Origin of the sequence: Clostridium beijerinckii, assembly GCF_018223745.1 — a bacterium.
GTDB classification, from domain to species: domain Bacteria; phylum Bacillota; class Clostridia; order Clostridiales; family Clostridiaceae; genus Clostridium; species Clostridium beijerinckii.
On record NZ_CP073653.1, the window covers coordinates 463072 to 481287 of the forward strand.

General features: G+C 30.5%; 19 protein-coding genes. 17 read left to right on the forward strand and 2 right to left on the reverse strand.

Going from position 1 to position 18216, the window contains the following annotated elements; all coding sequences use genetic code 11:
* Window positions 1-190 precede the first annotated feature (190 nt).
* Window positions 191-1633, forward strand: a complete 1443-nt coding sequence (gene rho / locus KEC93_RS02265) for a transcription termination factor Rho (protein WP_039772945.1) — start codon at window positions 191-193, stop codon at window positions 1631-1633.
* A 41-nt stretch (window positions 1634-1674) separates the two neighbouring features.
* Here the strand turns inward: rho and KEC93_RS02270 are convergent, their stop codons facing one another.
* Together KEC93_RS02270 and rpmE are read right to left on the reverse strand one after the other, a co-directional pair.
* On the reverse strand, window positions 1675-2781 hold the full coding sequence (locus tag KEC93_RS02270; protein WP_039772942.1) for an MGDG synthase family glycosyltransferase: 1107 nt from the start codon (window positions 2779-2781) through the stop codon (window positions 1675-1677).
* A gap of 213 nt (window positions 2782-2994) precedes the next feature.
* Window positions 2995-3204, reverse strand: coding sequence for a 50S ribosomal protein L31 (gene rpmE, locus KEC93_RS02275; protein ID WP_023974844.1), 210 nt, complete (start codon window positions 3202-3204; stop codon window positions 2995-2997).
* Between the two features lie 189 nt (window positions 3205-3393).
* Here rpmE and KEC93_RS02280 point away from each other — a divergent pair, with 189 nt between their 5' ends.
* The 16 genes from KEC93_RS02280 to atpA all read left to right on the forward strand — a co-directional run bounded on the left by KEC93_RS02280 (window position 3394) and on the right by atpA (window position 18201).
* A complete protein-coding gene (locus KEC93_RS02280; RefSeq protein WP_017209894.1) occupies window positions 3394-3978 on the forward strand; it encodes a thymidine kinase in 585 nt (194 codons plus the stop codon).
* Between the two features lie 25 nt (window positions 3979-4003).
* Complete coding sequence (gene prmC / locus KEC93_RS02285) at window positions 4004-5764, forward strand: peptide chain release factor N(5)-glutamine methyltransferase (RefSeq protein ID WP_077868714.1); 1761 nt, start codon at window positions 4004-4006, stop codon at window positions 5762-5764.
* A 135-nt stretch (window positions 5765-5899) separates the two neighbouring features.
* Window positions 5900-6982 carry a peptide chain release factor 1 gene (gene prfA / locus KEC93_RS02290; RefSeq protein ID WP_011967753.1) on the forward strand — a complete coding sequence of 361 codons (1083 nt, stop codon included), beginning with the start codon at window positions 5900-5902 and terminating at the stop codon, window positions 6980-6982.
* Window positions 6983-7047: 65 nt separating this feature from the next.
* Window positions 7048-7635, forward strand: coding sequence for a hypothetical protein (locus tag KEC93_RS02295; protein ID WP_011967754.1), 588 nt, complete (start codon window positions 7048-7050; stop codon window positions 7633-7635).
* Between the two features lie 55 nt (window positions 7636-7690).
* Window positions 7691-8740 (forward strand): L-threonylcarbamoyladenylate synthase, encoded by a 1050-nt coding sequence (locus KEC93_RS02300; RefSeq protein ID WP_017209891.1) that lies wholly within the window; start codon window positions 7691-7693, stop codon window positions 8738-8740.
* Window positions 8741-8790: 50 nt separating this feature from the next.
* Window positions 8791-9240, forward strand: coding sequence for a ribose 5-phosphate isomerase B (gene rpiB / locus KEC93_RS02305; RefSeq protein WP_023974847.1), 450 nt, complete (start codon window positions 8791-8793; stop codon window positions 9238-9240).
* A gap of 388 nt (window positions 9241-9628) precedes the next feature.
* The gene (upp, locus tag KEC93_RS02310) at window positions 9629-10258 is read left to right on the forward strand and encodes a uracil phosphoribosyltransferase (RefSeq protein ID WP_011967757.1); all 630 of its coding nucleotides are present in this window, start codon (window positions 9629-9631) and stop codon (window positions 10256-10258) included.
* A gap of 81 nt (window positions 10259-10339) precedes the next feature.
* Complete coding sequence (locus tag KEC93_RS02315) at window positions 10340-10834, forward strand: deaminase (protein ID WP_011967758.1); 495 nt, start codon at window positions 10340-10342, stop codon at window positions 10832-10834.
* 237 nt (window positions 10835-11071) lie between these two features.
* The gene (wecB, locus tag KEC93_RS02320; RefSeq protein ID WP_011967759.1) at window positions 11072-12262 is read left to right on the forward strand and encodes a non-hydrolyzing UDP-N-acetylglucosamine 2-epimerase; all 1191 of its coding nucleotides are present in this window, start codon (window positions 11072-11074) and stop codon (window positions 12260-12262) included.
* A 121-nt stretch (window positions 12263-12383) separates the two neighbouring features.
* A complete protein-coding gene (locus tag KEC93_RS02325; protein WP_023974849.1) occupies window positions 12384-13565 on the forward strand; it encodes an acetyl-CoA C-acetyltransferase in 1182 nt (393 codons plus the stop codon).
* Window positions 13566-14284: 719 nt separating this feature from the next.
* Window positions 14285-14650, forward strand: coding sequence for a hypothetical protein (locus tag KEC93_RS02330; RefSeq protein WP_023974850.1), 366 nt, complete (start codon window positions 14285-14287; stop codon window positions 14648-14650).
* 1 nt (window position 14651) lies between these two features.
* Window positions 14652-15332 carry a F0F1 ATP synthase subunit A gene (locus KEC93_RS02335; protein WP_023974851.1) on the forward strand — a complete coding sequence of 227 codons (681 nt, stop codon included), beginning with the start codon at window positions 14652-14654 and terminating at the stop codon, window positions 15330-15332.
* Window positions 15333-15386: 54 nt separating this feature from the next.
* Entirely contained in the window at window positions 15387-15602 is a 216-nt protein-coding gene (gene atpE / locus KEC93_RS02340) for an ATP synthase F0 subunit C (protein ID WP_017209887.1), read from the forward strand.
* Window positions 15603-15654: 52 nt separating this feature from the next.
* Window positions 15655-16134 (forward strand): F0F1 ATP synthase subunit B, encoded by a 480-nt coding sequence (locus KEC93_RS02345; RefSeq protein ID WP_023974852.1) that lies wholly within the window; start codon window positions 15655-15657, stop codon window positions 16132-16134.
* Between the two features lie 2 nt (window positions 16135-16136).
* On the forward strand, window positions 16137-16676 hold the full coding sequence (locus tag KEC93_RS02350) for a F0F1 ATP synthase subunit delta (protein WP_011967764.1): 540 nt from the start codon (window positions 16137-16139) through the stop codon (window positions 16674-16676).
* 10 nt (window positions 16677-16686) lie between these two features.
* On the forward strand, window positions 16687-18201 hold the full coding sequence (atpA, locus tag KEC93_RS02355; RefSeq protein WP_011967765.1) for a F0F1 ATP synthase subunit alpha: 1515 nt from the start codon (window positions 16687-16689) through the stop codon (window positions 18199-18201).
* The last annotated feature ends 15 nt before the right edge of the window (window positions 18202-18216 follow it).

An 18216-nucleotide genomic window follows, 5' to 3' on the forward strand; every position in this document is an offset into this window, starting at 1 on the left:
ATATATTGCATTAAATTTTAAATAAATATCCAAACTAATAGAAAATGTATTTTTACAAGTATTATTCTAAAATATTCTCAAATATATCATTTCTAACTATCTTACTGTTAAATTTTCCGATATAAAATATAACTAAAATTATAAAAGAATTGATTTTATAGATTCATATCTATAAATTGGAGGTGCGAACTTGACAAAAAAAGAATATGAAAGCATGACTTTAACAAAGTTAAAAGATATTGCTAAAGATTTAGGTGTGAAAAATATATCTAAATATAAAAAGAATGAGCTAATAGAAGAAATATTGAAAGTTCCTAGTAACTTTATAGAAAAGAATGGTGTTATATTAAGAGAAAATATAGCACCTAAGAATGTAGAAGAGACTAGAAGTGTTATGCCTAGAAGTAATAATACTGAGTCGAATAAAGAAAGCAATGATTCAGAAGTAAAATCTAGAACAAATGAAATTGGGAATGTGGAAAAGAAAGAAAATTTAAAAGAAATGATAAATGAATCCAACGTTGCAAATGGAATTTTAGAAATACTTGAAAATAATAGTTTTGGTTTCCTAAGATGTAAAAACTATTTAACTAGTAGCGAAGATGTTTATGTATCTCCATCTCAGATTAGAAGATTTAATTTAAGAACAGGAGATGAAGTTGAAGGTAAAGTAAGAGAAGCAAAGGAAACTGAGAAGTTTAAAGCTTTATTATTTGTTCAAAAAGTTAATGGAGAGCATCCGGAAAAAGCTATAGGAAGAAAATCCTTTGAAACATTAACACCAATATATCCAAAAGAAAGATTAAAATTAGAAACCTCTGATAGTAATGATTTATCGTCTAGACTGATGGATATAATATGCCCAATAGGAAAGGGGCAAAGAGGAATTATAGTCGCTCCACCAAAGGCTGGGAAAACTACGCTATTAAAAAAGATTGCTCAAAATATATCTAAAAATTATCCTGATGTAAAGCTTATTGTTTTGCTTATAGATGAAAGACCAGAAGAAGTTACAGATATGAAGAGGTCTATTAATGGAGATGTAGTTTATTCAACTTTTGATGAGGAACCGCAAAACCATGCAAAGGTAGCTCAAATGGTCTTAGAAAGAGCTAAGAGAATGGTTGAGCAAGGTAAAGATGTTGTTATTCTTATGGATAGTATAACTAGATTATCAAGAGCATACAATTTGACAATAACTCCTACAGGTAGAACATTATCAGGTGGTCTTGATCCAGGTGCGCTTATAATGCCTAAAAAGTTTTTTGGAGCAGCAAGAAAAATTGAAGAGGGCGGAAGTTTAACAATACTAGCTACTGCACTAATTGAAACAGGGTCGAGAATGGATGATATGATATTTGAAGAATTTAAAGGAACAGGTAATATGGAGGTTCATTTAGATAGACGTCTACAAGAGAGAAGAATTTTCCCAGCTATAGATATATATAAGTCTGGAACAAGAAAAGAAGATTTGATTTTATCTAAAGAAGAATTAGAAGTAGCATTCTCCATAAGGAAAAAGATGTATAGAGATGGAAACTCAGATGATATTACAGAGAATTTAATTAATATGTTATCTAAAACTGGCAACAATAAAGAATTTATAGATGTATTCCAGAAAAAAGTTCAATAGATAACAAAAAAAGATGACCATTTTATTCTAGTGGCCATCTTTTATTTTTTTGAAATTAAATCATCTGCTATATCGACTATTTTAGTTAAAGAATAAGTTGATGATAACTCTTTGAGCTTTAGTTTAATTTTGGATAGCTCATTGGGGTTATTTATTAAATAATTTATTTTATCATTTAGCTTGCTTAAATCTTTTACATATATTGAATAACCTTCGCTAGTCAGAAAATCTATATTTTCATTTTCTTGACCTGGTATGGCAAATGGAATTATTAATGGAATGTTCTTTACTATAGATTCTGTAACAGTTAATCCACCAGGTTTTGATATTAGGATATCAGAATAATCCATTAAATAAGAGATATCTTTTGTGAAGCCTAATATATGAAGCTTTTTGTTTTCAAATTTATTTTCATTGCAATAACTAATTAATCTATTCTTTAAGTTATCATTTTTGCCACAAACTACTGTGATTCTTAACTTGTGTGGATTTTTTAACAATTCTTTAAGAACTGTAAAAATAGTAGTTAACCCAAGACTTCCTCCCATAAGCAATAAATTAAAATATTCATCATCTTTTAAATCGTTTGCTGATGTAACTTCAGTATAAAATTTACTACTTATAGGTATGCCTATTGGATAAATTTTATTAGGATTAATACCTCTATCTACTAGAGATTTTTTTGTATAGTTACTTCCGGTTATATAAGCATCAACGTAAGAATCCACATATAAATAATGAGCCTTAAAATCTGTAACCACTAAAATAAAAGGTATATCCAATCCATTCTTTTTTAGATCTGAAATTACGCTAATATTAATTGAATGGGTAGCTATGATGACATCTGGTTGTATTTTGTTTATAAGTTTCGAAACCTTCTTTCTTGCCATAAAGAAGATGAGTTTTAATAGTTTATTAGTTAAATTTGTGTCAGTTAGTTTGTAAAAGAAACCATAAGTTTTGGGAAACTTCGATGCCGAAAACTCATATCCAATTACAATTATATCGTTAAGAAGCTTGCTATTCTTGGCTAAAAAATCAAGCTTTGTAATCTCATAACCAGAATTATTAAATGATTCCTCTACCGAAGCAGCAGCTTGATTATGTCCCTGTCCTGTAGATGTTGTTAAGATTAAAACTTTTTTCATGAAAGTCACTCATTTCAACATTATTATATTACATAGTTTACCATGTATAGTATATAATTTAAATATTAAATTATATACGCTAATATATTAAAATTTAGTTATTTAAATTTTAAGTATGTATAAGTTTGCAAACAATTGCAGTAAAATATATATTTCTAATATATTAGAAATATGAATAAAAAAGGAAAGACATCGTCTTTCCTCATAAAGTTATTACTTGTTGTCAAGGTTGAATCTCTTGTTGAATTTATCAACTCTTCCACCAACGTCAACAATTTTTTGTTTACCAGTGAAGAATGGGTGGCATTTAGAGCATATTTCAACTTTTAGTTCTTCTTTAACAGAACCAGTAGTGAAAGTGTTTCCACATGCACACTTAACCACTGTATTGTGGTGGTATTCTGGATGTATGCCTTCTCTCATTATTTTTCACCTCTTTCAATTATATAAACTATGTTAATTATTCAATAACAACCACCATATTATATCATAGTAGAATTTTAGCGTCAATAATAAATCCGTGTATGTAAATAATATAAAAATGTCTTTTTATGATCACTATTAAATGATATAATCGATTATGATACCTTAAATAAGGAGAGTATTTTACAGATGAGTAAATTATATTTTAGATATGGGGCCATGAATTCTGGAAAATCAACTCATTTAATGCAAGTTGCTTATAATTATGAAGAACGTGGTATGAAGGTGGTAATTATTAAACCTAGAATTGATAACAAAGGTGGAGACACACTTGTATCTAGGTTAGGAGTAAATAGGCGGGTAGATTTATTAGTTTCAGATCAGGATGATATCTTTCAAATAATCAGTAATTATATAAAAGAAAATAATAAAATAGACTGTATACTAGTAGACGAAGTTCAATTTTTAAGAGAATCACAAATAGATCAGTTGTTTGAAATTGCTGTAAAGATTAATATACCTATAATATGTTATGGTCTAAGAACTGATTTTAAAAGAAATGGATTTGAAGGTAGTACAAGATTGTTATTGTTGGCTCATAGTATTGAAGAAATGAAAACAATCTGTGCATGCGGTAGGAAAGCCATATTTAATGGAAGAAAAATAAATAATAAATTTGTATTTGAGGGAGAACAAATCGCAATTGATGATGAAGATAATGTTGAATATGAGTCATTGTGTGGAGAGTGCTACTATAAATACAAAGAAAATTAATTAGGAGAGTAAGTGATTTTTATAAATGGAAAGACGTGATGTTGGAGGGCAAGCTGTCATAGAAGGTGTTATGATGAGAGGAAGTAAAAATCTTGCGACTGCTGTTAGAACTCCCAAAGGTAATATAGAAATAGATTTTAAAGATAATAGACCAGTAACAAAAAAATATCCGATTTTAAATATACCTTTTCTTAGAGGTTTTTTCGTACTAGTAGAATCAATGAAGGTTGGAATGGAATCATTAAACTACTCAGCATCATTTTTGGAAGAAGATAATGAAGAACCTTCTAAATTTGAAAAATGGTTAGATGACAAACTGGGAGAAAGGGCTAATAGTGTATTAATGGCAATAACTATGTTTATTTCTTTTCTTTTCGCTATAGGACTTTTCGTTGCATTGCCAACAGGCATAGCATCAGTTTTCAAAGGTGTAGGTATTTCGAATGTAATGCTGAATCTGATCGAAGCTCTTATAAGAATAGTGATTCTCTTGCTTTATATGTTTTCTATAAGCAAACTTAACGATATATATAGAGTGTTTCAATACCACGGAGCTGAACATAAGACTATATTCTGTTATGAAGCTATGGAAGAATTAACTGTAGAGAACGTTAGAAAACAATCAAGATTACATCCAAGATGCGGTACTAACTTTTTATTTTTGGTAATGTTTGTTAGTATTATAGTGTTTTCTTTTACTGGGTGGGGTGGAATCATAGAAAGGTTAGCTCTTAGAATTATTCTTATACCAGTAGTTACAGGGATTAGTTATGAGATAATAAAATGGCTTGGTAAAAATGACAGTATGCTAGCTCAAATAATAGCGTATCCTGGTCTTAAGTTACAACTGTTAACAACTAAAGAACCAGATGATTCCCAAATTGAAGTGGCTATTGCATCGTTGAAAGCAGCAGAAGGAATAAAAGATCCAAATAAAAATATTGAAGAGCTGATAAAAACAGGTACATTTACATTAAAAGAAAATGGCATAGATACTGCTAGGTTAGATGCAGAGCTATTGTTAGGAAATATTATTGAGAAAGATAGGGTTTACTTAATTACACATAAAGAAGATGAAGTAAGTAAGGAAGATGCTGAAAAATATTTTGATTTGATTGAAAAACGTAGAAATAAAATGCCAGTAAAATATATTCTAAATAAATGTGAATTTATGGGTATCGAATTTTATGTTGAAGAAGGTGTTTTAATACCAAGAGGGGATACAGAGATACTTGTAGATGAAGTTCTTAAAATTATAGAAGAAAATCAAGAAATGCAAATATGCGATTTGTGTTCTGGATCTGGTGCAGTTGGTATATCATTAGCACATTTTAGGCAAAATATAAAAGTTGATTTAATAGACTATTATCCTATTCCGGAAAAAGTATCACTAATTAATATAGAGAAAAATAAGTTAGAAGATAGAGTTTTCTTTATAAAAAGTGATTTGCTAGAAGAGTCGATAAAAAATAATAAAATATATGACATTATAGTATCAAATCCTCCGTATATTGAGGAATGTGAAATTGGGAAATTAATGGAGGATGTAAAGAATTATGAACCGCACACTGCATTAAATGGTGGAAATGACGGATTAGATTTTTATAGAAAAATAATTGACCAAAGCCAATATACATTGAGAGAAAGTGGGATATTAGCATTTGAAATAGGATATAATCAAGGAGAAGCGGTGAAACTATTAATGGAAAATAACGGTTTTACTAATGTGAAAATTGTTAAAGATTTTGCTAGCCTTGATAGGGTGGTAGTTGGAATTAAAATTTAATTGAAACAGATCTTTTAGGTATAAGAACGAATTAAGAAGTCATAGGATGTATAATTTATAAATGAGGTTAGTTGGTTAAGTAATTAAAATATGATATAATGTAGAAATGTGAAAAAAGAAGTACGGAGTGATCAAATGTTATTAGATAAATTAGAATTTATAGAAAACAAATATGATGAATTATCAGTGAAAATAAGTGATCCATCAATTATGCAGAATCAGAATGAATGGAGAAAACTATGTAAGGAACATGCTGACTTAGAAGTTATAGTTAATAGCTATAGGGAATATAAGAAAGTAGTTGAAGATTTAAAAGCTAACAAAGAAATGTTAAGCGGTGAAAGCGATAAAGAGATGAGAGAAATGTTAAATGAAGAAATAACTGATCTCACAAATAGAGAAGAACAACTAGAAACAGAAATACAAATTTTATTATTACCAAAAGATCCTAATGATGATAAGAACGTATTTGTTGAAATCAGAGGGGGTGCAGGTGGCGAAGAAGCTGCACTATTTGCATACAATTTATTTAGAATGTATACAAGATATGCTGAAACTCAACGATGGGGCGTAGAAATCATGAGTTTGAATGAAACAGATCTTGGTGGTTTTAAAGAAGTTGTTTTTATGATAAAAGGTAATGGAGCTTATTCTAAATTAAAATATGAAAGTGGAGTTCATAGAGTTCAAAGAGTACCAGATACTGAATCAAGTGGAAGGATTCATACGTCAACAGCTACAGTAGCAGTGCTACCAGAAGTTGATGATGTTGAAATAGAAGTTGCAGATAAAGATGTTAGAATAGACGTATTTAGAGCTTCAGGAAATGGAGGACAGTGCGTTAATACTACAGACTCGGCTGTAAGAATTACTCACTTGCCTACAGGGCTTGTAGTTTCATGTCAAGATGAAAAGTCACAATTAAAAAATAAAGAAAAAGCTATGAAAGTTTTAAAATCAAGATTATATGAACAGGCAGAAAGAGAAAGAGCACAAGGAATAGCAGAAGACAGAAAGAGCCAAGTTGGAACTGGGGATAGAAGTGAAAGAATTAGAACATATAATTATCCTCAAGGAAGAATTACAGACCACAGAATAGGACTAACTTTATATAAGTTAGATACATTTTTGGGTGGAGATATTGATGAAATGATAAATGCACTTATTACAGCTGACCAAGCTGAAAAGATGAAATTAATGGGAAACACACAAATGTAATAACTATAAAGCAAAGCCTTGCATTTTATATATGTAGGGCTTTAAAAGTACATTGGAGATTGATTATGGATATATATAAGGCTGTAAAAAAAGAGCGATTACATTTAAAAATTTTCTTAATTACCATGGTTATTATTGCGTTTTTTCTTCCAACAGTTCTAATAATAACCGGATTAACTACTATTTTTTATATTAGTTATGTGATTTTTATAGAATTTTTAATAGTTATAGCTATTATAATTAAGATGAATGCCTATATTGTTGAATATAGGTGCTTAAATAATAGGTTGATTTTCAAGGTCGGTATTTCCATTAAAGAATATTTAATTATATGTGATAAAGTTGTACTTGTACATACAAATAAATCTGACTATGATTTAGAAATAGTTTTAATAACAAATGTTGTTTTTAAAAATAAGGGATTGAGACCTGTTGATGATGGGTTTTTAAGAAGATATCCACAAATTATTGAAGATTATAATTCTATAAAACAATTAAATTCTCAGAAAGAGTATTATTTTCAAGTAATAAAAAGAGGTGGACTAAAGAAGTATTTATTATTAGATTCAATATATAGGAATTGCGTTAAAGCTATTTACACTGATGAAAGTATACAAAATATAAAAATATCAAGAGGCCAGCTTATAGTTTAATTAGGAATTTTTTTATAAACAATAAGTTTAGAATTAGGGGAAGAAGGTAATATGTTTGAAAACTAAAATTAGTATGATCAAAAATGTTAGTGAGGATGAAGAGAAAATAAGAGAAGCTGCTGAATGTATAAAAAATGGCGGTACTGTAGTTTTTCCTACGGAGACAGTTTATGGATTGGGTGCAGATGCACTTAATGAAGAAGCGGTAGAAAAAATATTTAAGGCCAAAGGAAGACCGCAAGATAATCCACTCATAATTCATGTTTCGTCGAAGAAACTTGATCTATATGCAAAAGAAATACCAAAAGTAGCTGATGAACTTATAAATAGATTTTGGCCAGGACCACTCACAATAATTTTGAGTAAGAAAGATATAATACCTAATGTAACAAGTGCTAATTTAAACTCTATCGGAATAAGAATGCCTGATAATGAAGTAGCTAGAAAACTAATTGAATTATCTCAGACAACTATAGCAGCACCTTCTGCTAATATAAGTGGGAGACCGAGTCCAACAGATTTTCAGAGATGCATAGAGGATCTTGATGGGAAGGTTGATTATATTCTTGGAGGAGAACAGAGTGACATAGGTGTTGAATCTACTATAGTGGATTGCACAGTAGTACCACCTATAGTTTTACGACCAGGTGGTATTACATTAGAGATGCTTAGAGAAGTTGACCCAAGAATTGAAATAGATAAAGCTATAATGGAAAAACCAAGCGAAAACTTAAAGCCAAAGGCTCCTGGAATGAAGTATAAGCATTATGCACCAAATGCTAAAGTTACAATAATTTCTGGGGAAAGAAAAAAAACTATTGAAAAAATCCGCGAAATGGTACACTATAATATAGAAAAAGGTAAAAAAGTATGTATCCTCACTGTTGAAGAAAATGTTGATGAATATACAGAAGGAACTAGTATAGTATTGGGTAGTCTAAGTGATTTATCAACAGTTGCTAGAAGTTTATTTGAAGCATTGAGAAAGTGTGATGACCTAGGAGCGGATTTAGTTTTTGCAGAAGGATATGAAGAAAAAGGTGTAGGGGTAGCTATTATGAATAGATTAAATAAAGCTGCTGGATTTGATATCATAAATGTATAATAATTATGCATGTTGAAAAATCACAAAATAAATTAGGAGATGATTTAATTATGAAAATTGCAATTGGATGCGATCATGGTGGATTTGAACTTAAAAATGAAATCATAAAGTTTTTAGAAAGTGAAAAGCATGAGATTAAGGATTTTGGTACATATTCAACAGGTTCTTGCGATTATCCGGATATTGCATTACCAGTAGCAGAAGCGGTTGCTGCAAAGGAATATGAGTTTGGTATATTAATATGTGGTACAGGAATAGGAATTGGTATTGCGGCCAATAAGGTACCAGGAATTAGAGCAGCACTATGTTCAGATACATTTAGTGCCCATGCAACAAGAGAACACAATAATGCTAATATATTAACTATGGGCCAAAGAGTTGTTGGAGCAGGTCTTGCTTTAGATATAGTAAAAACATTTATATCAGCTAAATTTGAAGGAGATAGGCACCAAAAAAGAATAGATAAGATTTCAGATATTGAAAAAAAGTATACACATTAGAAAAAAGCAGCTATGCTGCAACCAAGATCATTTAGATTAGAAAAAAGCAGCTATGCTGCAACCAAGATCATTTAGATTAGAAAAAAGCAGCTATGCTGCAACCAAGATCATTTAGATTAGAAAAAAGCAGCTATGCTGCAACCAAGATCATTTAGATTAGAAAAAAGCAGCTATGCTGCAACCAAGATCATTTAGATTAGAAAAAAGCAGCTATGCTGCAACCAAGATCATTTAGATTAGAAAAAAGCAGCTATGCTGCAACCAAGATCATTTAGATTAGAAAAAGCAGCTATGCTGCAACAATATTAATTTATATTATTAGAAAGCTAAATGGGGTATATAAATATAAAGGGCTATAAATACTAAAAGCAAACTTGGAGGAATAATAATGAGCAAAGTTATAGAAATAAATCATCCACTAATATTACATAAGTTGGCAATCTTAAGAGATGAAAAAACAGGTTCAAAGGATTTTAGAAAATTAGTAGAAGAAATCTCAATGTTAATGGCGTATGAAGTCACACGAGATTTAAATACGGAAGAAGTAGAAGTGAAAACACCAGTAGCAGTTACTAAATGTAAAATGCTTTCAGGAAAGAAAATGGCTGTAGTTCCTATTTTAAGAGCTGGTCTTGGAATGGTTGATGGAGTACTTAATTTAATACCAGCAGCTAAGGTTGGACATATTGGATTATATAGAGATGAGAAAACACTTCAACCAGTTGAATATTTTTGTAAAATGCCACAAGATATTGCAGAAAGAGATATTATAGTAGTTGATCCAATGCTTGCTACAGGCGGATCTGCAATAGATGCTTTAACTATGTTAAAAAATAGAGGTGCAAAAAATTTAAAATTAATGTGCTTGGTTGGAGCACCAGAAGGTATAGAAGCTATTAAAAAAGCACATGATGATGTTGATATATACTTAGCATCAATTGATGAAAAATTAAATGAACATGGATATATTGTTCCAGGTCTTGGTGATGCTGGAGATAGATTATTTGGCACTAAGTAATTAGTGATTTATTAGAATTAAAAGCTATATACATAAGTTTCTGAATGACCCAAGATAATTTTACTGGGGGGAATATAGAAAATGGAGAGACGAGATAAGAAAAATTATTACTTGGATATTGCTGAAACAGTTTTAGAGAGAGGAACTTGTCTGAGGAGAAACTATGGTTCTATAATTGTTAAAAATGATGAAATAATTTCTACTGGATACACAGGAGCACCTAGAGGTAGAAAAAATTGCATGGACTTGAATAGTTGCATAAGAGAAAAGTTGAAAGTTCCAAGAGGTACTCATTATGAGTTGTGCAGGAGTGTACATAGTGAAGCTAATGCAATAATAAGCGCTTCTAGAAGAGATATGATTGGAGCTACATTATATTTGGTAGGACGAGATGCAAAAACAAGAGAATATGTAAGGGATGCAAACTCTTGCTCCATGTGTAAGAGATTGATAATTAATGCTGGAATTTCTAATGTTATTATAAGGGATTCAAAGCAGGAGTATAGAGAAATAAGCGTAGATTCATGGATAGAAGACGATGACTCTCTAAGAATAGTAAAAGACGCAGGGTATTAATTTTTTAGAATTTGCATATTTGAATAAATCCAACAAGCATTGCGAGTTGGATTTATTTTTAAAGTATAAACTTTACCAGATAGATAGTATGCGTAATACGCTTTTTTCTTTAATGAGGAGATAACGGCTGCACGGCGCTGGATAAGTTTCAACTAAGATTCAGATGGAGACTAAACTACGCCTGAATTAAGTTTAACTTGATTTTAAATATACATAAAGACAGTACTTAGAAATAGAATGAGAAAAATCTATAATTGCTTAAATATAGGAGGAAATAATTTGAGTACAAAGAAAATTATTACGATTTTTGGAACTAGACCTGAGGCTATAAAAATGGCACCTTTAGTAAAGGAATTAGAAAGAAGAGAAGAGATTGAATCGAAAGTTTGCGTGACAGCTCAACACAGAGAAATGTTAGATCAAGTTTTGGAATTATTTGATATAAAACCTGATTTTGATTTAAATATAATGAAGACAAAACAGACTTTAACAGGAATTACGAGTAGAGTTTTAGAAGGGTTAGAGGAAGTTTTTAAAGAAGAAAAGCCAGATATGATATTAGTTCATGGAGATACTACAACTACATTTGCAGGTTCTTTAGCTGCATTCTATCAGCAAATTAAAGTTGGGCATGTTGAAGCAGGTCTAAGGACTTTTAATAAGTATTTTCCTTTTCCAGAGGAAATGAATAGAAAACTTACAGGAAGTCTAGCTGATCTACATTTTGCACCAACTAAAGGTTCGAAGGAGAACTTACTAAGGGAAGGAATAAATGCGAGTGATATATATGTTACAGGAAATACTGTAATTGATGCTATGAAACATACAGTTGAAGATGATTACATCTTTGAAAACGAAGAGTTAAATAATATTGATTTTAGTAAGAAAGTAATAATGATAACTGCTCATAGAAGAGAAAACTGGGGAGAAGGAATCCAAAATATATGTATAGCATTAAACAAAATAGTTGAACAGAATGAAGACGTAGAATTAGTGTACTTAGTTCATTTGAATCCTGTAGTTAAAGATGTAGTTTATGAGAGACTTGGAGGAAAAGAAAGAATTCACTTGCTGTCACCATTAGATACTAAGGAAACGCATAATTTGATGAATAAATCGTTTATGGTTATGACAGATTCAGGGGGATTGCAAGAGGAAGCACCACATTTAGCAAAACCTGTACTTGTGTTGAGAGACGTTACTGAAAGACCAGAAGCTGTAGAGGCAGGCACCGTTAAGTTGGTTGGAACTAATATAGATCAAATAGTATCAGAGGCAAACGAGTTACTTAGAAACCCTGATGCTTATTGTAAAATGAGTAAATCTATAAATCCTTATGGAGATGGAATTGCATCTAGAAGAATAGCAGATGCTATATTAAAATATTTTGGTTTGACAACAAGAGAAGTAGAAGAATTTAAAAGATAAAGTTTGTTTAAATTTTAACAATTTATGCTTGATAAAAGAAATAATAAAAGGTATAATTTAGTTATGTTAATAATTTAACGAAAGTTAATAAAATAATCTATAAAATTTTAGGAGGTCAAACATGAGAGAGGTAGTTATTGTAAGTGCAGTAAGAACAGCATTAGGTAGTTTTGGTGGAGCATTAAAAGATGTCTCAGCAGTAGATTTAGGAGCTTTAGTAATTAAAGAAGCCGTAAATAGAGCTGGAGTAAAACCTGAATTAATTGAAGAAGTTATTATGGGTAATGTAATTCAAGCTGGTCTTGGTCAAAATACCGCAAGACAATCAACAATAAAAGCTGGATTACCACAAGAAGTTTCAGCTATGACTATTAATAAGGTTTGTGGATCAGGTCTTAGAGCAGTTAGTTTAGCAGCACAAATGATTAAAGCAGGAGATGCTGATGTTGTTGTTGCTGGAGGTATGGAAAATATGTCAGCTGCTCCATATGCATTGGACAAAGCAAGATGGGGACAAAGAATGGGCGATGGCAAATTAGTTGATACAATGATAAAAGACGCATTATGGGATGCTTTTAACAACTATCATATGGGAGTTACAGCTGAAAATATTGCTAAACAATGGGGATTAACTAGAGAAGAGCAAGATGCTTTCTCAGCTTCATCTCAACAAAAAGCTGAAGCAGCAATCAAGTCAGGAAGATTTAAAGATGAAATAGTTCCAGTTGTTATTCCTCAAAGAAAGGGAGAACCAAAAGTATTTGATACAGATGAATTCCCAAGATTCGGAACAACAGCAGAAACTTTAGCTAAATTAAAGCCAGCATTTATTAAAGATGGTACTGTTACAGCAGGTAATGCATCAGGTATTAATGATGGAGCAGCAGCTTTTGTTGTTATGAGTGCAGAAAAGGCAGAAGAATTAGGACTTAAACCAATGGCTAAAATACTTTCTTACGGTTCAAAAGGATTAGATCCAGCTATCATGGGATATGGACCATTCCATGCAACTAAGAAAGCTTTAGAAAAAGCTAACTTAACAGTAGAAGACTTAGATTTAATCGAAGCTAATGAAGCTTTTGCTGCTCAAAGCTTAGCAGTTGCTAAAGATTTAAAATTCGATATGTCAAAAGTTAATGTAAATGGTGGAGCAATTGCTTTAGGTCATCCAGTTGGAGCATCAGGTGCAAGAATATTAGTAACTCTTCTTCATGAAATGGAAAAGAGAGATGCTAAAAAAGGATTAGCTACACTTTGTATAGGTGGCGGAATGGGAACAGCTCTTATCGTTGAAAGAATTTAATATAAATTAAGATTTAAAAAGGTTACTATGATAATTCTCATGGTAACCTTTTTTTATTAAATAAGAGTATAAAATAAAGTTAAAAGAAGAAAATAGAAATGCATGTATTAAATTAGATAGAGCCAGTGGAAAATGAAATTATTATGTATATTCATTATCTGATACAAGGGGTAAAAATATTATCAAAATAATTACTATATATAAACCAGTGGAAAAAATGAAAGAATTTTTAATCATATATTTCATTAAGGTGTTTTATATACTTCATAACATAGTTAATGCGAGGATTTGCTAAAAAATAATACATATAAATTTGGTAATTGTAGATTGAAAAAAAATAAATATTGAATAAGGATTAATTTCTGTATTCAATAATATGAAATGTATAATAGTAAGTATAGCTTTATAAAACCCAAAAATAGTATAAAATTCACCAAATTTTTGAAAATTGATGACAAAATTTGTAATGAAAATGTTAACAAAAATAATATTTTGTAGATAAATGTTACGGAATATTTAGAAAATTGAATAAAGCAAGTTTTTAAAAATCATTAAATGAGAAAAATGAAGAAATAACCAATATTAGCTGAGCATTCACGAGTATATGAAATATAAATTCATTATAAAGTAAAAATAAGCTGATTTTACTTTCAAATAGTGTTTTATTAAAGATAAATATAAAGATATAATTACTGATATTGAGGTTAAGGGGGTTATGTATGAATAAAGAAGTGAATAAACTGCTTCTACAGACGATAAAATATGATTTGGGGAGCGGATTATTGATATCTTTAATAATAGTCTTAATTTCCACCTTTATAAATGCAGGAATCTATATGATAGGCATGTGTGTTTCGTTAATAAATTTTCTAGCAAGTGGTTATATAGTTGGAAAGTTTTTGGATAAAAATAGAGCATGGATTATAATTCCTACGTATTTTATTAGGATGGCATTCATAATTGCCACAATATTTCCTTTTTTGGGAAACATGGAATACGTAATATATTATATGATAGGTTTTGTTTCACATTATGTACTACTTATAGTTTTTCGTATTAAAGAAAATAGGAAAGGAAGTGTTTAGAGTGGAGCCCGTGATACCTATATTTTCACCTGAAATTTTTGGCGTTACAGTAGATATTACTGCAGGGATAATAATTGAATGGATTATTATCGCAATTTTAGGGATAGGTGCTTTTCTATTAACAAAAAACTTGAAGTTAAAACCTGGTAAGACCCAAGCGGCTTTGGAAAAAGTCTATCAAGCAATAAGGGACTTTATGGTTGGTACTATGGGTGAAGAATATGAATCATTTCTGCCTTATATAGGAACATTAATGATCTATTTGCTAATACTAAATCTAGTTGGATTATTAGGATTTAAGCCACCTACAAGTGATTTGAGCATAACAGCATCCTTCGCAATAACCACATTTTTAGTAGTGAATTTAAATGCTATTAGAAAGAATGGAATACTTGGGTTTGGAAAGGGATTGTTACATCCATTTATCCCTATGCTGCCATTAAACATAATAGAAAGAATTATTTTGCCAATGTCTTTGGCGCTAAGACTTTTTGGTAACATGGTCGCAGCAGTAATATTATTAGAATTGGTGTATCATGGATTGAGTTCAATATCAATTTTTGCACAGTTTGGTATACCTGTAATATTACACGCATATTTCGATTTATTTGATGGATTAATTCAAATGATAGTATTTACAATGCTAACTATGATTAATATCAAACAAATAGCAGAAGAATAAGTTTAGAAAATTATTAAAAAATTAAAATTAATTAATATCTTAGGAGGAATCATAATGAGTTTAGGAGTTCTAGCAGCTGGTATAGCTGTATTATCTGGTATTGGAGCAGGAGTAGGTATTGGAATTGCAGCTGGTAAGGCAGTTGAAGCAGTAGGAAGACAACCAGAAGCATCAGGAAGAGTAATGACATTTTTCATATTAGGTGCAGCACTTTGTGAAACTACAGCAATATATGGATTAGTAATGGCATTTATGTTAATGAACAGATAATAAATTTGTATGAGTTAATTGCATTGACTCCGAAGGGAGGATATAAGTAAAAATGGAAGTAAATGTATCAACAATTATATTCAATTGGATTAATTTTGGTCTGATAATCTTGATTTTAAAACATTTCTTTTGGGATAAAATCAAAGGAATAATTGAAGAAAGACAAAATCTCGTTAATCAAACGATAAGTAAAGCAGATGAAGATGCTGAAAAAGCTAGAATGTATTTGGTAAAAAATGAACAAATTTTACAATCAGCTAAAGAAGAAGGGAAGAAAATCACTGAAGCTCAAAGAGCAAAAGGTGATAAACTTTACGAGGAAATTGTTCAAAATGCAAAAGTTGAAGCAAATTCAATAAAAGAAAGAGCTAACTTAGAAATTGAAAGAGAAAAAGAAAAAGCAGAATATGAGATTAAAAAACAAGCAGTAGATTTAGCGGTAGAGCTTTCAGTTAAAGCATTAGAGCAGCAGGTAGATGAAGCAACACATAGAAAACTTATTGGCGATTTTATTGCTAAGGTAGGTATGTAAGTATGCAGGAGTATTTAGAAAAAAGATATGCGTTAGCTCTGTATGAAATTGCTGAAAAGAACAATAAAGTGGATGAATATTTGCGAGACTTAACAGACATATGTGATATATTTGATGAAAATAAAGAGTTTTATGAAGTAATTAATCATCCTAAAATAAACACAGCAAAAAAGAAACAGTTATTTACTGATTTGTTTAAAGGAAAAATTGATGAAGAATTACTTTCTTTCATGATGATATTGATTGAAAAGGATAGAATTCTTCAGTTAAGAGAAATACTAGATCAAATGGAAAAGATTGATCTGGAAAGAAGAAATACTATAAGAGGTATAGTTAAAACAGTTGTACCACTTTTAGATGAAGAGTTAGAACAATTAAAAGCTATCTTTGAAAAAAAATACGAAAAAAATATTTTATTTGATACTAAAATAGACAAAAGTCTCCTAGGCGGAGTTTATGTTAAAGTTGGAAATGATATTATTGATGGAACTATAAAATCAAAGGTAGAAGAAATGAAAGAATTAATGCTTAAGAAAGAATAGAGGTGAATCCATGAATATTAAACCAGAAGAAATAACTTCTATTATAAAGAAGGAAATAGAGAAATACGAAAAAGATATCAAAACAGTAGATTCTGGTACTATAATCCAAATTGGAGATGGTGTTTCAAGAGTTTATGGATTAGATAATTGTATGCAAGGGGAATTATTAGAATTTCCTAACAATGTATATGGGATGGTTTTAAATCTTGAACAGGATAATGTTGGTTGTGTTCTTTTAGGAGAAGAAAAAGGAATAAAAGAAGGCGATACAGTTAAAGGAACAGGAAGAGTTGTTGAAGTTCCTGTAGGCGAAGCAATGATTGGAAGAGTTGTTAATGCATTAGGAGAACCAATTGATGGTAAGGGACCTATAAGCACAAGCCAAACTAGAGCAATCGAAATTCCAGCAGCAGGTATAATTGATAGAAGTTCTGTTAATGAGCCATTACAAACTGGAATTAAAGCTATAGATTCAATGATTCCAATAGGTAGAGGACAAAGAGAACTTATCATTGGAGACAGACAAACAGGTAAAACAGCTATAGCTATAGATACAATATTAAACCAAAAGGGTAAAGATGTTATATGTATATATGTTGCTATCGGTCAAAAGCAATCTACAGTTGCTCATATATTTAATACATTAACTGAAATGGGGGCTATGGATTATAGTATAGTTGTAAGTGCTACAGCTTCAGAATCAGCTCCACTTCAATATATGGCTCCATATTCTGGATGCACTATAGGAGAATATTTTATGCATCAAGGTAAAGATGTATTAATAATATATGATGATCTTTCAAAACATGCAACTGCATATAGAGCAATGTCATTATTACTTAAGAGACCACCAGGAAGAGAAGCTTACCCAGGAGATGTTTTCTATATACATTCAAGATTACTTGAAAGAGCTGCGAAGCTATCTAAAGAATTAGGTGGTGGATCAATTACAGCACTTCCAATTATAGAAACTCAAGCCGGAGATGTTACTGCGTACATACCAACTAATGTTATATCAATCACTGATGGTCAAATATTCTTAGAATCTGATTTATTTAATGCAGGACAAAGACCAGCAGTAAATGCAGGTATATCAGTATCAAGAGTTGGTGGTAGTGCACAAATTAAAGCTATGAAACAGGTAAGTGGTACTTTAAGATTGGAACTAGCACAATATAGAGAGCTAGAAGCCTTTTCACAATTTGGATCTGACTTAGATGCCGATTCTAGTAGAAGACTTGAAAAAGGTAAGAGATTAGTTGAAGTATTAAAACAAGATCAATATAGTCCACTTGAAGTTGGAAAGCAAATCATAATATTATATGCAGCTGTTAATGATTTCTTATCGGACATTAAAGTTAGCGATATAAAGAGATTCGAAAAAGAATTCTTAGAGTATGTTGATACTCATCATAGAGAAATTGAAAAATCAATTATTACAGGAAAAACTTTAACTGATGAAATAAAATCTATGTTAGAGGAAGCAATAGTTGAGTTTAAAAAGATATTTTTACAAGAAGCATAGCTTAAATTCTTAAGC

Coding starts and splice junctions, on each gene's coding strand:
- wecB (WP_011967759.1), top strand. CDS start 11,072: ATGAGAAAAATCTATAATTGCTTAAATATAGGAGGAAATAATTTGAGT.
- KEC93_RS02345 (WP_023974852.1), top strand. CDS start 15,655: ATGGAAGTAAATGTATCAACAATTATATTCAATTGGATTAATTTTGGT.
- KEC93_RS02325 (WP_023974849.1), top strand. CDS start 12,384: ATGAGAGAGGTAGTTATTGTAAGTGCAGTAAGAACAGCATTAGGTAGT.
- KEC93_RS02295 (WP_011967754.1), top strand. CDS start 7,048: ATGGATATATATAAGGCTGTAAAAAAAGAGCGATTACATTTAAAAATT.
- KEC93_RS02350 (WP_011967764.1), top strand. CDS start 16,137: ATGCAGGAGTATTTAGAAAAAAGATATGCGTTAGCTCTGTATGAAATT.
- KEC93_RS02330 (WP_023974850.1), top strand. CDS start 14,285: ATGAATAAAGAAGTGAATAAACTGCTTCTACAGACGATAAAATATGAT.
- atpE (WP_017209887.1), top strand. CDS start 15,387: ATGAGTTTAGGAGTTCTAGCAGCTGGTATAGCTGTATTATCTGGTATT.
- KEC93_RS02280 (WP_017209894.1), top strand. CDS start 3,394: ATGAGTAAATTATATTTTAGATATGGGGCCATGAATTCTGGAAAATCA.
- KEC93_RS02315 (WP_011967758.1), top strand. CDS start 10,340: ATGGAGAGACGAGATAAGAAAAATTATTACTTGGATATTGCTGAAACA.
- atpA (WP_011967765.1), top strand. CDS start 16,687: ATGAATATTAAACCAGAAGAAATAACTTCTATTATAAAGAAGGAAATA.
- prmC (WP_077868714.1), top strand. CDS start 4,004: ATGGAAAGACGTGATGTTGGAGGGCAAGCTGTCATAGAAGGTGTTATG.
- prfA (WP_011967753.1), top strand. CDS start 5,900: ATGTTATTAGATAAATTAGAATTTATAGAAAACAAATATGATGAATTA.
- upp (WP_011967757.1), top strand. CDS start 9,629: ATGAGCAAAGTTATAGAAATAAATCATCCACTAATATTACATAAGTTG.
- KEC93_RS02270 (WP_039772942.1), bottom strand. CDS start 2,781: ATGAAAAAAGTTTTAATCTTAACAACATCTACAGGACAGGGACATAAT.
- rpmE (WP_023974844.1), bottom strand. CDS start 3,204: ATGAGAGAAGGCATACATCCAGAATACCACCACAATACAGTGGTTAAG.
- rpiB (WP_023974847.1), top strand. CDS start 8,791: ATGAAAATTGCAATTGGATGCGATCATGGTGGATTTGAACTTAAAAAT.